At 67.9% G+C, this 13,100-nt stretch carries 15 protein-coding genes; 9 read left to right on the top strand and 6 right to left on the bottom strand.

Annotated features, from left to right (window positions below; genetic code table 11):
- Window positions 1-189: 189 nt before the first annotated feature.
- The 6 genes from Q0066_RS09010 (at window position 190) to Q0066_RS08985 (ending at window position 5,470) form a co-directional block, all read left to right on the top strand.
- Window positions 190-1,212: a hypothetical protein gene (locus tag Q0066_RS09010; RefSeq protein ID WP_298132157.1), complete on the top strand. Its 1,023-nt coding sequence runs from the start codon at window positions 190-192 to the stop codon at window positions 1,210-1,212.
- A 175-nt stretch (window positions 1,213-1,387) separates the two neighbouring features.
- A complete protein-coding gene (locus Q0066_RS09005; protein ID WP_298132155.1) occupies window positions 1,388-1,618 on the top strand; it encodes a hypothetical protein in 231 nt (76 codons plus the stop codon).
- Between the two features lie 131 nt (window positions 1,619-1,749).
- Window positions 1,750-2,607, top strand: a complete 858-nt coding sequence (locus Q0066_RS09000) for an HAD hydrolase-like protein (protein WP_298132202.1) — start codon at window positions 1,750-1,752, stop codon at window positions 2,605-2,607.
- 3 nt (window positions 2,608-2,610) lie between these two features.
- Window positions 2,611-3,960 (top strand): sn-glycerol-1-phosphate dehydrogenase, encoded by a 1,350-nt coding sequence (locus tag Q0066_RS08995; RefSeq protein WP_298132153.1) that lies wholly within the window; start codon window positions 2,611-2,613, stop codon window positions 3,958-3,960.
- A gap of 148 nt (window positions 3,961-4,108) precedes the next feature.
- Entirely contained in the window at window positions 4,109-5,107 is a 999-nt protein-coding gene (gene trxB, locus Q0066_RS08990) for a thioredoxin-disulfide reductase (protein ID WP_298132151.1), read from the top strand.
- A 39-nt stretch (window positions 5,108-5,146) separates the two neighbouring features.
- Window positions 5,147-5,470, top strand: coding sequence for a thioredoxin domain-containing protein (locus tag Q0066_RS08985; RefSeq protein ID WP_298132150.1), 324 nt, complete (start codon window positions 5,147-5,149; stop codon window positions 5,468-5,470).
- Here the strand turns inward: Q0066_RS08985 and Q0066_RS08980 are convergent.
- Window positions 5,463-6,026, bottom strand: coding sequence for a hypothetical protein (locus tag Q0066_RS08980; RefSeq protein ID WP_298132149.1), 564 nt, complete (start codon window positions 6,024-6,026; stop codon window positions 5,463-5,465). The genes Q0066_RS08985 and Q0066_RS08980 overlap by 8 nt on opposite strands.
- A 49-nt stretch (window positions 6,027-6,075) precedes the next feature.
- Between Q0066_RS08980 and Q0066_RS08975 the strand changes: the two genes are divergently transcribed.
- Genes Q0066_RS08975 through Q0066_RS08965 form a run of 3 tightly spaced genes read left to right on the top strand, consistent with a single transcriptional unit; the run spans window position 6,076 to window position 9,084 of the window.
- Complete coding sequence (locus Q0066_RS08975; RefSeq protein ID WP_298132147.1) at window positions 6,076-7,395, top strand: PLP-dependent aminotransferase family protein; 1,320 nt, start codon at window positions 6,076-6,078, stop codon at window positions 7,393-7,395.
- A 9-nt stretch (window positions 7,396-7,404) separates the two neighbouring features.
- The gene (locus Q0066_RS08970) at window positions 7,405-8,364 is read left to right on the top strand and encodes a D-alanine--D-alanine ligase (protein ID WP_298132145.1); all 960 of its coding nucleotides are present in this window, start codon (window positions 7,405-7,407) and stop codon (window positions 8,362-8,364) included.
- A gap of 3 nt (window positions 8,365-8,367) precedes the next feature.
- Window positions 8,368-9,084: an SURF1 family protein gene (locus tag Q0066_RS08965; protein ID WP_298132144.1), complete on the top strand. Its 717-nt coding sequence runs from the start codon at window positions 8,368-8,370 to the stop codon at window positions 9,082-9,084.
- Here Q0066_RS08965 and Q0066_RS08960 read toward each other — a convergent pair.
- The 5 genes from Q0066_RS08960 to Q0066_RS08940 all read right to left on the bottom strand — a co-directional run bounded on the left by Q0066_RS08960 (window position 9,081) and on the right by Q0066_RS08940 (window position 13,095).
- Entirely contained in the window at window positions 9,081-9,470 is a 390-nt protein-coding gene (locus Q0066_RS08960) for a DUF3817 domain-containing protein (RefSeq protein ID WP_298132142.1), read from the bottom strand. The two genes, Q0066_RS08965 and Q0066_RS08960, sit on opposite strands and share 4 nt — an antisense overlap.
- 247 nt (window positions 9,471-9,717) lie before the next feature.
- The gene (locus Q0066_RS08955) at window positions 9,718-10,623 is read right to left on the bottom strand and encodes a ParB/RepB/Spo0J family partition protein (RefSeq protein WP_298132141.1); all 906 of its coding nucleotides are present in this window, start codon (window positions 10,621-10,623) and stop codon (window positions 9,718-9,720) included.
- A 37-nt stretch (window positions 10,624-10,660) separates the two neighbouring features.
- Window positions 10,661-11,494 carry an AAA family ATPase gene (locus Q0066_RS08950; protein WP_366521508.1) on the bottom strand — a complete coding sequence of 278 codons (834 nt, stop codon included), beginning with the start codon at window positions 11,492-11,494 and terminating at the stop codon, window positions 10,661-10,663.
- 285 nt (window positions 11,495-11,779) lie between these two features.
- A complete protein-coding gene (gene rsmG, locus Q0066_RS08945; protein ID WP_298132139.1) occupies window positions 11,780-12,376 on the bottom strand; it encodes a 16S rRNA (guanine(527)-N(7))-methyltransferase RsmG in 597 nt (198 codons plus the stop codon).
- A gap of 191 nt (window positions 12,377-12,567) precedes the next feature.
- Entirely contained in the window at window positions 12,568-13,095 is a 528-nt protein-coding gene (locus Q0066_RS08940) for a R3H domain-containing nucleic acid-binding protein (RefSeq protein WP_298132136.1), read from the bottom strand.
- Between the last annotated feature and the right edge of the window lie 5 nt (window positions 13,096-13,100).

Raw genomic sequence — 13,100 nt, 5'->3', positions numbered from 1 at the left:
AAGCTGTTACTAACACCTCAGCCACTGGTAGGTTCACCCCAGCGGGCCCAGTCGGCGGGATCCGCCAACCTCGTGCAAAGGAGTACGAATGGCCTCTGCGGCCACCGATCAGTCCCGCGACTGACTCACACAGTTCCCAGCCCAGCCGGGGCTGGACCAAACCAGCACTCAATGGAAAGCGTGGCAACCATGGAATTTGTATTTCTGTTGCTCGTCGCCGCGGCCGGAGGATTCTTCGGTGCGTGTGTCGGCGGCAACTTCTCCTTCGTGATCACCGGCTTCGCCGGCCTCGCGGCGACGGCCGCGGGAGTGGCTGGGGGCGCCGACGTCTCCAGCTTCCTGTTCAGCTACGTGGCTTTCGGTCCGTTCACCGGCCCCCATGTCGCGTTCACCGGCGCCGTCGCCGGCTCCGCCTACGCGGCGATGAAGGGGTACACCGACAACGGCAAGGACATCGCTCAGCCACTCGCTCGGCTCGGCAAGCCCGACGTCCTGCTGGTGGGTGCCGCGACCGGTGTGGTCGGCTGGCTCCTGGTCAGCTACGTCTTCGGCAAGATTCCCTGGCTCGGCGGTCACACCGACGCGATCGCGCTGACCGTGGCCGTGCTGGGCATCGGAACCCGGCTGGCCTTCGCCGACCGCTCGCTGATCAACCCCGAGCACTTCAACCCCTCCGGCAGCAAGTTGGCTCCGCATGAGGGCTACGCGTGGGTGCGCTACCAGGAGAAGCCTTCGCAGCTGCTCGTGCTCGGCATCTTCCCCGGCCTGCTCGCCGGTGGCGTGTCCCTGCTGCTCGCGGTCAACTTCCCCGGTGTGGGCATGAGCGCGGCGGCGTTCCCTTGGGCCATCTCGGCGATCACGATCTTCTTCCTGAACATCGGCTACAACTCGCCGGTTACCCACCACATGACGATCATCGGTGGTCTCGGCGCGATGGTCTTCTACCCGATCCTGGCCGGTGAAAAGGTGATCAGCGCCGCGAGCCTGCACGCGTTGAAGGTCGACACCGCACTGGGCGTCGACTACGGCCTGGCCGTCGGAGCCCTGCTGATCGGTGCCGTGTTCGCCACGATCTCGGCATTCCTCGGCGAACTCTCCGCCCGGCTGTTCCAGGACCGCGGCAAGACCCACATCGACCCCCCGGCCGTCGCGATCTTCCTGGCCACCACGCTGATCTGGATCGTTGCCGCCATGGTCGGCGCCAGCAACTAGGCGAATCGAAGCAAACCACTGATGCCGGCCGGCGCAGCTCGGGATCCCGTCCCGCGCCGGCCGGCGTCTCTCACTCTCGTCTCGTTCACCGACCGGGAGTAGCCTGTTGACAAGACGTTTCACTGCCTCGGACGCTCTGAGGCAGCTGGCGGCAATACCCGAAAGGAGGCGCATCATGACCGAGGACAAGACATTCGACGTCGACCCGGCCTACGGCGGAGCGGACCATCCACATCCGCACTCCGATCCCGAGGTGGAGGAGGGCTACGGCGGCGAGAACGCCCCGCACCCGCACGATCCCCGCTACCCCGGAGTCGACCCGAGCTACGGCGGCGACAGCTCGCCGGGCTACGTCCACCGAACCGGCCTGGACGAAGACGAGGCCCAGGAAGAATCCCAGGACTGAGCCCGCAACGACCCCGACCCGGCCCGCCGGTGGCCTCACCGGCGGGCCGAGCCACCTCTTTTTCCCTCCATCTGTTCACGACCGATATCAGTTCACGGTGATTTCGCAGCCCAGGAAGGCAACTATCGATGGTGCACGACGTGCTTCGCGGTCCGGAAGAGTTCTATGACGCCTATGTCTTCGACATGGACGGCACTATCTATCTCGGCGACCACCTGCTGCCCGGTGCCGCTCGGATGATCAACGAGCTGCGCCGCCGCGAGATCCCGATCCGTTATCTGTCCAACAATCCCACCAAGGACCCCGAGATGTACGCCCGCAAGCTGACCAAGCTCGGGCTGCCCACCCCGGTGGAGGACATCTCCAACACCATCGTCACCACCACGAAGTGGCTGAAGGCGCACCATCCCGACGCCGTCCTCTTCCCGATCAGCGAAGAGCCGCTGAAGCGGGCCCTGACCAAGGCCGGCTTCACGTTGAGCGACGATCCCGAAGAGATCGACATCGTGATCGCCAGCTACGACCGCAGCTTCGAGTACCGCAAGCTGCAGATCGCCTTCGACGCGATCTGGTTCTACAAGCGGGCATTCCTGATCGAGACCAACCCGGACCGGTTCTGCCCCTTCCCCGGCGGACGCGGTGAGCCCGACTGCGCCTCGATCACCGCCGCCATCGAGGCCTGCACCCGGACCAAGTGCGTCAAGTCGCTGGGCAAACCCGACCCGATCATGCTCCAGGTCACCATGGAGGGCCTGGACGCCAAGGTCGAGCATTCCATGATGGTCGGCGACCGGCTGCAGACCGATATTCAGATGGCGTTGGACACCGGCATGGTGTCCGGCCTGGTGCTGACCGGCGAGGCGACGGCCGACGACGTCCGTGCGCTGACGCCGGAGCACCAGCCCTCGTACGTCATGGACCGCGTGGATCGGCTGATCCCGGCTGCGGTCTGGGACGAGCTGGGCTGGACCGACGACAACTGGGAGTGAGCGATGTCCGAGCTGATCGAACGTGCCCTGCAGACATCGACCGACACGAAGGCAGTGGTCGCCGGACCGGACGCGATCGCCCGGGTGGCGGAATTGTTCCGGTCCACCTTCGGCGACCGGCCTGCCCTGGTGGTGGGCGACGAACGGACCATGTCCGTGGCCGGGAACGCGGTCGTGGACGCGCTGGCCTCGGGCGGCGTCCGGGTGCTCGAGCCATACGTCTTCCCCGGTGATCCTGAGCTGTACGCCAAGTACGAGAACTGTGAACTGCTGCGCGACGCTCTGCGCGACGTCGACGCCGTTCCGGTTGCGGTCGGTGCCGGCACCCTCAACGACGTGGTCAAACGTGCCGCCGGTGAGTTGGGTCGGCCCTACCTGGTGGTCGCCACCGCCGCCTCCATGGACGGCTACACCGCCTTCGGCTCATCCATCGCCGTCGGCGGGTACAAGCAGACCCTGGACTGTCCGGCCCCGGCCGGCTGTGTCGCCGACTGGACGGTGCTCGCCGCCGCGCCCGCGGTGATGACGGCGTCCGGCTACGGCGATCTGCTCGGCAAGGTGCCCGCCGGCGCCGACTGGATCGTCGCCGACGCGGTCGGCACGGAGGCCCTCGACGACTACGTATGGGAGTTGGTGCAGGGACCGCTGCGGGCCTCGCTCTCCCGGCCGGAGGCTCTGGCCGCCGGCGACCCGGCCGCGATCGGCGAACTGGCCGAGGGCCTGGTGATGTCCGGATTGGCGATGCAGGCACATGCGTCGTCGCGGCCGGCGTCCGGTGCCGAACATCAGTTCGCCCACCTCTGGGAGATGGAGGGACACGGCACCACCATCAAGCCCCGCCGGCTGTCGCACGGCTTCAAGGTGGCGGTCGGCAGCGTCTCGATGGCGGCCCTGTACGAACGGCTGCTGCAGCGGGACCTGTCCCAGCTGGACGTGGACGCCGCGGTCGCCGCGTACCCCGACGCCGCCGAGTTGGAGGCACGGGTCCGTGCCGTTCACCAGCCACACCTGGTCGACGAGATCGTCGCTCAGGCGCTGGCCAAGCACCTCACGCCCGAACAGTTGCGGGAACGGCTCGAGTTGGTGAAGTCGCTGTGGGGCGATCTGAGCCGGAAGCTGGCGGCTCAGCTGATTCCGGCCGCCGAGCTGCAGCGGATGCTGCGCGCCGCCGGCACGCCCGCCCATCCCTACGACATCGCGCTGAGCTGGGAGCAGTTCAAGGACACCTACCGGCGTGCCCAGATGATCCGGAAGCGCTACACGGTGCTCGACCTGCTGCTCGAGGCGAACCTACTCGACGAGCTGGTCGACGAACTGTTCGCTCCGGGCGGCTTCTGGGCCGGGCAGGAGTAGCCCCCGTCGGCCGGGCTTGTCGAGACCTGACCGGGTTTTCGGCAAGCCCGGCCGGCGGTCGGAATATCGCGCTCGCGCCGACGGTTGCTCCAACACAGCGGCCGCCCGCATTAGGCTGGGCCCGTTCCATCCTCCGCAGAAGGACGCCATGTCAGAGATCCGCGAAGTCATCATCATCGGCTCCGGCCCCTCGGGCTACACCGCCGCCATCTACGCCGCCCGGGCCGACCTCAAGCCGCTGGTCTTCGAGGGTGCGCTGGAATCCGGCGGTGCCCTGATGAACACCACCGAGGTGGAGAACTTCCCCGGCTTCCCCGAGGGCATCATGGGCCCTGAGTTGATGGCGAACCTGCGGGCGCAGGCCGAGCGGTTCGGCGCCGAGATCGTCACCGACGACATCGTCGAGGCCGACCTGACCGGCCCGATCAAGTCCGTCACCGACTCCGAAGGTGGCACCCACCGCGCCAAGGCCGTCATCTTGGCCATGGGCTCCGGCTACCGGCGCCTCGGCCTGCCCGGTGAGGACCGGCTGTCCGGACGCGGCGTCAGCTGGTGCGCCACCTGCGACGGCTTCTTCTTCCGCGACAAGGACATCGCGGTGGTCGGCGGCGGCGATTCGGCGCTGGAGGAGGCGACCTTCTTGTCCCGGTTCGCGTCCTCGGTGACCGTGGTGCATCGCCGCGACGAGCTGCGGGCGTCCAAGATCATGGTGGCCCGCGCGGCGGCCGACCCGAAGATCTCGTTCGCCTGGAACTCGGCCGTGGCGTCCATCAACGGCGAGCAGTCGCTGACCTCGTTGACGCTGACCGACACCGTCACCGGCGAACAGCGCGAGCTGCCCGTGCAGGGCTGCTTCATAGCGATCGGCCACGACCCGCGCTCCGAGCTGGTGCGCGGTCAGGTCGACACCGACCCCGCGGGCTACGTGCTGGTTCAGCCGGGCTCCACCCAGACCAACCTGTCCGGCGTCTTCGCCGCCGGCGATCTGGTCGACCACACCTACCGGCAGGCGATCACCGCAGCCGGTACCGGCTGCTCCGCGGCCCTGGACGCCGAGCGGTACCTGGCCGAGCTGCACGATGCCGGCGACCCGGGCGACGAGACGCTGCAGGGCGCGGAATTGTCGGCGCTCGAAGCTATCGTCTGACCGACGCCACTCCCGCCGTCCGCAACGAGAGGAACCCCCGTGGCCCACGTGACCGCCGTCACCGACGACACCTTCGAGTCAAAGGTCGTCCGCGCCAGCAAGCCGGTGCTGGTCGACTACTGGGCTGACTGGTGCGCACCATGCCGCCAGATCGCCCCGATCATCGAGGAACTCGCCCGCGAACACGGTGACCGGATCGATTTCTACTCGCTCGACACCAACACCAACCCGCGCATCCCGACCGAACAGGGTGTGCTCGGGCTGCCGACCATCCAGATCTACTCGGGTGGCGAGCTGGTCAAGTCGTTCACCGGTGGCAAGACGAAGGCCGCGCTGCTCCGGGCCCTCGACGAGTTCATCTGATCTCTGTTCTCCGGGCCGGTTCCGGGGGCGCCACCGGGCGGACCGCCCGCACCAGGCGTCCGAGCCGGACGAGGACCGAGTGCTTCACCACGGGCACCGCACCGTTGAGGTCCAGCCGCCAGTGGTGGGCGGGGTTCATCGCGATGAAGCCGGTGCCGTCCAGGAACCCGGACGGCAGCGCGGCGCAGCCCCGATGCGGATCCGAGCTGGCGAAAAGCGTGCCCACCCGAGCGCGATGCAGGCCGCCGGCCAGCGCGTGCAGCATGGCCCGGCCGGTTCCCTGCCGGACATCGCCCGGGCGCACCCAGCCGGCACCGATCCTGGCCACCGTCACCCGAGGATCGCCGGACGTGGCGGCCGAGACCAGCAACAGTCCCACCGTCCGGCCGTCCTCGATTCCCAGCGCACCGCACCAGCCCCAGGCCGCCTGGGCGGCGATCATGCCCGCCTCGTCCAGCGGCATGGGGCGTCCGCAGTAGGGGCAGGCCAGGCCGCGCACGGCCCCCGGTCCGACCAGCTCGATGCTGACCACGGCGTCCTCCTGGGCTCCGACCACCTGGGCACGTAAGTCACGTTCATCTTAGGCAGCTGGATAAGCTGGCGCGGTGAGCCTGCCGGAACCCGTTCAACGTCGTGACACGGTGCTCGATCCGTGGATCGACACCTACGCCGAACGCACCCACGGGCTCACCGTGTCCGCCGTCCGGGCCCTGTTCGCGGTAGCCAACCGGCCCGAGGTGGTGTCGCTGGCCGGCGGCATGCCCAACATCGCCGACCTGCCCCGCGAGGCGATCGGCGAGGCGATCTCGTCCCTGATCCGCGAGCGCGGCACCCAGGCGATGCAGTACGGGTCGGGCCAGGGCGAGCCGTTCATGCGCGAGCAGATCACCCAGGTGATGGCCGAAGAGGCGATCACCGCCCATCCTGACGATGTCGTGGTCAGCTGCGGTTCGCAGCAGGCCCTCGACCTGGTTACCCGGGTGTTCTGCGACCCCGGCGACGTGATCCTGGCCGAGGCGCCGTCCTATGTCGGCGCGATCGGCACCTTCCGTGCCTACCAGGTGCAGGTCGTCCATGTCGCGATGGACGAGTTCGGCATCGTTCCGCAGGCCTTGCGTGAGGCGGTGGCCGCGTGTCGGTCCGCCGGCAAGCGGATCAAATTCCTCTACACCATCCCGAATTATCAGAATCCGACCGGCGTCACCCAGACCATCGAGCGGCGGCGCGAGCTGATCGCGATCGCCCATGAGCTCGACCTGCTGATCGTCGAGGACAACCCGTACGGGTTGCTGGCCATCGAGGGTGAGCCGCTGCCGGCGCTGCGTTCGATGGATGCCGAGCGGGTGGTGTACCTCGGGTCGTTCTCGAAGACCTTCGCGCCCGGCTTCCGGGTCGGCTGGGCGCTGGCGCCGCACGCCGTCCGCGAGAAGCTGACGCTGGCGCAGGAATCCGCGACGCTGGCACCGCCGGTGTTCAGCCAGTTCGCCATCTCGACCTATCTGCATCAGTTCGACTGGCGCGGGCAGATCCAGGTGTACCGGGACATGTACCGGGCACGCCGCGATGCCATGCTGCAAGGGCTGGCCGAGAACATGCCCGACGGCAGCACGTGGACGCACCCCACCGGCGGCTTCTTCGTCTGGGTCACCCTCCCGGAAGGGCTGGACTCGCAGGCGATGCTGCCCCGCGCTGTTTCGGCCCGGGTGGCCTACGTGCCCGGCCCCGCGTTCTACGCCGACGGGATGGGTAGCCGGAACATGCGGCTCTCCTACTGTTTCCCGACTCCGGAGCGGATCATCGAAGGCACCCGCCGGCTCGGCGAGGTGCTGCGCGACGAGATCGACACCCTGCACACCTTCGGGATCAGTGCCGGCGAACACCTGTACCGCGACGTCACCGCCGGTCCCGCACCGGACATCACCTGAGGATCAGCCATGAGCAGCCAACCGGGCACCGTCGTCGTCCTCGCCGGAGGACTCTCCCACGAACGTGACGTGTCGCTGCGATCCGGACGCCGGGTCGCTCAAGCGCTGCGTGACCAGGGCTTGAGCGTGATCGAGGCGGACGTCACCCGCGGGCTGGCCGAACTGCTCGCCGCCACCCCGGACGCCGTGGTGTTCCCGGTGCTGCACGGCGGCGACGGTGAGGACGGTTCGCTGCGCGAAGTGCTGGACCTGTTCGGCGTGCCCTATGTCGGATCGACCGGTCCGGCCTCACAGCGGGCCTTCGACAAGTCGATCTGCACACCGCTGCTGGAGGTCACCAAGCCGGCCCAGGTCGCTCTGCCGAACTCGGTCTTCCGCGAACTCGGCGCACAGGCGCTGGTCGCGGCGCTCGTCGAACGGCTTGGACTACCGCTGATCGTGAAGCCGAACCGCAGCGGATCGGCGCTGGGTTGTACCAAGGTGTCGAGTGCCGCAGCACTGCCCGGCGCGATGGTGGCGGCTTACGCCTACGGCGAGATGGCCGTGATCGAGCAGTTCATCGAGGGCACCGAGGTCGCCGTCACCGTGGTGGACACCGGCGACGGCCCGCGGGCACTGCCCGCCGTGGAGATCCGGCCGCGCTCGGGCGTCTACGACTACACCGCCCGCTACACCGCCGGCGAGACTCGGTTCATCTGTCCCGCCGAACTGGACGACGACGTGGCTCAGGCCTGCGCCGACCTGGCGCTGCGGGTGCACGGGAGCCTCGGGCTGCGTGATCTGTCCCGCACCGACATCATCGTCGGCCCCGACGGCCCGGTGTTCATCGAGACCAACGTCTCCCCCGGCATGACCGAGACGTCCTTGGTACCGCTGGCGGTCGAAGCAGCCGGCGAGGACTTCGGCCGGCTGTGCGCCGCGCTGGTCCGACAGGCGTACAGCCGGGGCCCGTCCGGCGTCCGGGGCTGAACGATGCCGCTGCGGGTGAAACAGGCGCTGGTGCTGCTCGCCGGTGTGGTGGCGGCGGTGGTGATGACCTGGCTCGGGCTGTGGCAGCTGCAGGTGTTCACCGACCAGGGCAACGCGTCCGCACAGGCACGTGCGCAACAGGCGCCGGTGCCGCTGCTCGATTTCGTCTCAACCGATGGCACCGTCGGCGACATCTACGGCAAGCCCACCAGTGTCGCCGGGCACTATCTGCCGGATCAGCAGGAGCGGGTGCTCGGTGCCGACGGGGTGGTCCGGGTGCTGTCGGCACTGCAGCTGGCCGACGGCCGGGTGCTCCCCGTCGTGCGGGGGACCATCCCTCAGGGTGCCGACGCGCCCCCTCCGCCGAATGGCGAGCATGTCCAGACCGGCATCTTCCTGCCCTCCGAACCCGGTGCCGATCATTCGTTGGTTAGGGGTTATAACCTCGGTTCCGTCCGGCTGCCGCAACTGGCGCAGCTCTGGGACGAACCGCTCATGCCCGGCTTCATCACCCTGGACTCGACCGAGTCCGGGCAGCAGGGGCTGGCGCCGGCGTCCGTCACCCTCCCGGACGGCGAGGGCTCGTGGCGCAACAGCGGCTACGCCCTGCAGTGGTGGGTGTTCGCACTGTTCGCGCTCGGAATGACCTGGAAGATCGCCCACAGCATGGGCAAACGCGGCGCCCGCACCAGCGGTATGGGGGCCGGCAGGGACGCCTAGCCCTCAGCTGCCCGCACCTCGGGCTGGTCGTCGCCGACCACTCCCCCGTTCTCTGCCTCGGCCAACCGCTGGTGGACGTCCTTGGTCGCGTAGCGTTCGGCCACGAAGGACAGGAACGGCACCGTGCCGGCCAGTGCGATCAGGATCAGCCGCAGCCACGGCCAGTTCACCCGGCGTCCGAGATCGTAGGCGGTGATCAAGAGCAGCAGGTAGAGCCAGCCGTGCGGCATACCCGTCCAGGTCACCACGGTGTCGTTGTGCCCGAAGTACTTCATCGGTACGCCGACGCAGACCAGCACCACCAGCAGCACGCCCACGATCCACGCCATCACCCGATAGCGCAGCAGGGCGGAGCGAACAGCAGGCACGTCTTCGGCGGTGATCACCCTGCCGAGGCTACCCGCGATCGCCGGTCTGGACGCCACCGTCCCGCCGAGCAGCCTCACTACAAGGCTATTTATCGACAAATATTCTTATTGACAAATGGCTGGGAACTGGGCAACCAGAAGAACCGTCCCCGTGGTCACCGGGGACGGTTCTCTCGGACACCGGACGGTTCTCTCTGTCTACCGCGGCGGCGCGCACGACGAGATCCCGGGGCGAGCCCGGGCTGAGGGCACTTTCGGCTTCTGCTCAGGCCAGCAGCTCGACGAGGCGTCCGAGGTCGTCGTCGTTCGCGAAGTCGATCACGATGCGACCGCGTCCCTTGGCGCCCATCACCACATTGACCCGCGTGTCCAGGCGTTCGACCAGGCGCTCCGCGAGACCGGACGCCCGCTCGCTCGGCTCACGGGTGATCCGTTGCCGGGGAGCCTTGGGCTCGCGTCCGTCACCAAGGGCGACGATCTCTTCGACCGCCCGCACCGAGAGATTCTCGGCCACCACGCGCTGCGCCAGCCGCTCCATTGCCAGCGGATCGCCCAAACCGAGGATCGCGCGAGCGTGACCGGCACTCAGCACACCTGCGGCAACCCGCCGCTGAACCGGCGCCGGCAACTGGAGCAACCGGATCGTGTTGCTGATGTGCGGACGGCTGCGCTTGATCCGGGTGGAGAGCTCTTCCTGCGTGCAGTCGAAGTCTGTCAGCAGCTGCTGGTAGGCGGCCGCCTCCTCCAACGGATTGAGCTGCGCGCGGTGCAGGTTCTCGAGCAGGGCGTCCCGCAACAGGTCGTGCTCGGACGTCGGCCGCACGATCGCGGGGATCGTGGCCAGCCCCGCCGCTTGGCTCGCCCGCAGGCGGCGCTCCCCCATCACCAGTTCGTAGTGATCGTTCCCCAGCGGGCGCGCCACGATCGGCTGCAATAGCCCGACTTCGCGGATCGACTCCACCAACTCATCCAAAGCGTCCTCTTCGAACACCTGGCGCGGCTGCTTGGGGTTGGGACGGATGCTGTCCACCGGAAGCTCGGCGTAGTACGAGCCCTCTGGTGGCTCGACCGCCAGCGGCTCGGGTCGCTGCGGTTCCAGTTCCGGGTCCGTGCGGTGAATCAGGTCACCGAGGCCCCTGCCCAATCCGGAACGTGATTTCGTGACGGTCATCGTCGTCCTTTCACTTCACTCACTGGAGGCCGCTCGCCTACTTCGCACCGCGTCGGGCGATCTCTTCCGCGGCGGCGAGATAGGCCTGCGCTCCAGCCGACGCCTGGTGATAGGTGATCACCGTCTGGCCATAGCTGGGTGCTTCGGAGACTCGCACAGAGCGGGGGATCGCCGTGGTCAGCGTCTCGGTGGGGAAGTGGGTGCGCACCTCGTTCGCCACCTGCGTCGAGAGCCGGGTACGTCCGTCGAACATAGTCAGGACGACGGTGGAGAGCCGCAGCCGCTCGTTCATGCTGCCTTTGACCAGGTCGATCGTGCGCAGCAACTGGGACACGCCCTCCAACGCGTAGTACTCGCACTGGATCGGAACCAGGAGTTCCTGGGCAGCCACCAGAGCGTTGAGGGTCAACAGGCCCAGCGACGGGGGACAGTCGATGAAGATGTAGTCGATGCGGTGACGGACGGTCAGCCGATCGATGGCCCGTAACAGCCGGCTCTCGCGTCCGGGCTTGTCGACCAGCGCGATCTCGGCACCGGCCAGGTCGATCGTGGCCGGGAGGACCCATAGTCCATCGACGTCCGGGCAGGGCTGGACGTGACGCTCGATCGCCTCGCCGTCGATCAGCACCTCATAGGTCCCGGACACGCCGGCCTCGTGTTCGACACCGAGTGCCGTGGATGCGTTGCCCTGCGGATCGAGGTCGATCACCAACACGTTGAGGCCGCCACGGGCGAGTCCGGCCGCGAGATTGACGGCGGTCGTGGTCTTTCCGACGCCACCCTTCTGGTTCGCGATCACGATCACGCGGGGGGTGTCAGGCGCTGGAAGCGCCGACGTTTCACGTGGAACGGAGGCGTCAGGCAACTCCACCGGCGGAGCGGTGAACTCGACAGTGTCGTAGGCCACGCGGCGCGGGGCTGTGGATTGCGTCACAGTAGTGCTCCCGTCAGAGGGGGAAGTGTTCCACGTGAAACGGACGCCATTGAGGGTTACCTGCCTGCTTTCGTCGGGCCGAATGCTCGGCTTCCGAGCCTACAGCCGCAGACCGGGGACGAGCGTCTACGCGCGGGCGTGGCTGGGCAATCGCACCCCACACGCCACTGATCGAGCTTCTCGAGATCCCTCCGAGTGTCTCGACAAGCCCGACCAACAGCTTCAGCGGATGCGAACCACCCAGGTGGTCTCGTCCGTGCCAGGCGTGGGGACCTTGACCACTTCGCCACTCAGCCGCCCTCGGCGGAGCAGCTTCTGCGCCTCGACCAGTTCCTGCTCGGCGCTTTCGCCCTTCAGCGCCAGCAGTTCACCCCGCGACGCCAGCAGGGGCAAGCACCAACCCAGCAGCTTGGGTAGTGCCGCCACAGCCCGTGCGGTGACCACGTCGTAGCGCGCGCGGTGCTCCTCGGCGCGCCCGCGCACCACCGTGACGCGATCGTCCAGGCCCAGTTCGGCGACGACCTCGGTGAGGAAGTTCGCCCGTCTGAGCAGCGGCTCGAGCAGCGTCACCGACAGATCCGGTCGCTGGATGGCCAGCGGGATACCAGGCAGGCCCGCGCCCGACCCGACATCGACCAGCGTGCGCCCATCGCCGATCATGGGCGCGATGGCCAATGAGTTCAGCACATGTCGCGGCCAGATCCGGTCCACCTCACGCGGCCCGATCAATCCCCAGTCGACACCTCGACTTGTCAATATGTCGACATATTTACGGGCGGTTTCATAGCTTTCGCCGAAGACCTCGCGTGCGATTTCCACGTACTCCTGTCTACAGGGATCGGCGCCCTACCGTCGATCCTCGTCCAGTCCCAAGCCCAGCTCTTCGGCGCGGCTCGTGCCGAGACACGTTCCCCGTGACCTGGAGAACCGTGCCCACGATCACTCCGAAGGACGCGGAAATATACAGAACGGCCGGGGGAGTGATCCCCCGGCCGTTCCCGTGTCTTGCGTCAGTTCTTGGGCAGCACCACGACGCGGCGGCGCGGCTCTTCGTCCTCGGACTCGCTGACCAAACCGGCGCCGGCGACGACGTCGTGCACGATCTTGCGCTCGAACGGGTTCATCGGCGAGAGCCGGACGGGCTCACCGGTCTCGACGACCTCGGCGATGGCGTCCTTGGCCAGGATCTCCAGTTCCTTGCGGCGCTTGTCGCGGTGACCGGCCACGTCGAGCATCAGCCGGGAGCGGTGTCCGGTCTCGGTCATCACGGCGAGGCGGGCCAGTTCCTGCAGTGCCTCGAGTACCTCGCCGTCCCGGCCGACCAGCAGATCGGTGTCGGTGACGATCGACACATGCGCCCGACCGCCCTCGGTGAAGGTGTCGATGTCGCCGTCCAGGTCGGCGATGTCGAGCAGCTCCTCCAGGTAGTCGGCGGCGATCTCGCCCTCGTTCACCAGAGCCTGCTCGCGCTTGGACCGGTTCGACTCCTCACCGGCGGGCGCCTCGGCGACCTCTGTTTCGGTTTCCACGTCGCTCATCGTTT

The sequence above is a fragment of the Micropruina sp. genome (assembly GCF_027492755.1).
Lineage (GTDB): Bacteria > Actinomycetota > Actinomycetes > Propionibacteriales > Propionibacteriaceae > Micropruina.
Note: the sequence above shows the minus strand (reverse complement) of the source record. Positions and strands in the feature narration are given on the sequence as shown.

Coding starts and splice junctions, on each gene's coding strand:
- Q0066_RS08940 (WP_298132136.1), bottom strand. CDS start 13,095: ATGAGCGACGTGGAAACCGAAACAGAGGTCGCCGAGGCGCCCGCCGGT.
- Q0066_RS08995 (WP_298132153.1), top strand. CDS start 2,611: ATGTCCGAGCTGATCGAACGTGCCCTGCAGACATCGACCGACACGAAG.
- Q0066_RS08965 (WP_298132144.1), top strand. CDS start 8,368: ATGCCGCTGCGGGTGAAACAGGCGCTGGTGCTGCTCGCCGGTGTGGTG.
- Q0066_RS08955 (WP_298132141.1), bottom strand. CDS start 10,623: ATGACCGTCACGAAATCACGTTCCGGATTGGGCAGGGGCCTCGGTGAC.
- Q0066_RS09005 (WP_298132155.1), top strand. CDS start 1,388: ATGACCGAGGACAAGACATTCGACGTCGACCCGGCCTACGGCGGAGCG.
- trxB (WP_298132151.1), top strand. CDS start 4,109: ATGTCAGAGATCCGCGAAGTCATCATCATCGGCTCCGGCCCCTCGGGC.
- Q0066_RS09010 (WP_298132157.1), top strand. CDS start 190: ATGGAATTTGTATTTCTGTTGCTCGTCGCCGCGGCCGGAGGATTCTTC.
- Q0066_RS08970 (WP_298132145.1), top strand. CDS start 7,405: ATGAGCAGCCAACCGGGCACCGTCGTCGTCCTCGCCGGAGGACTCTCC.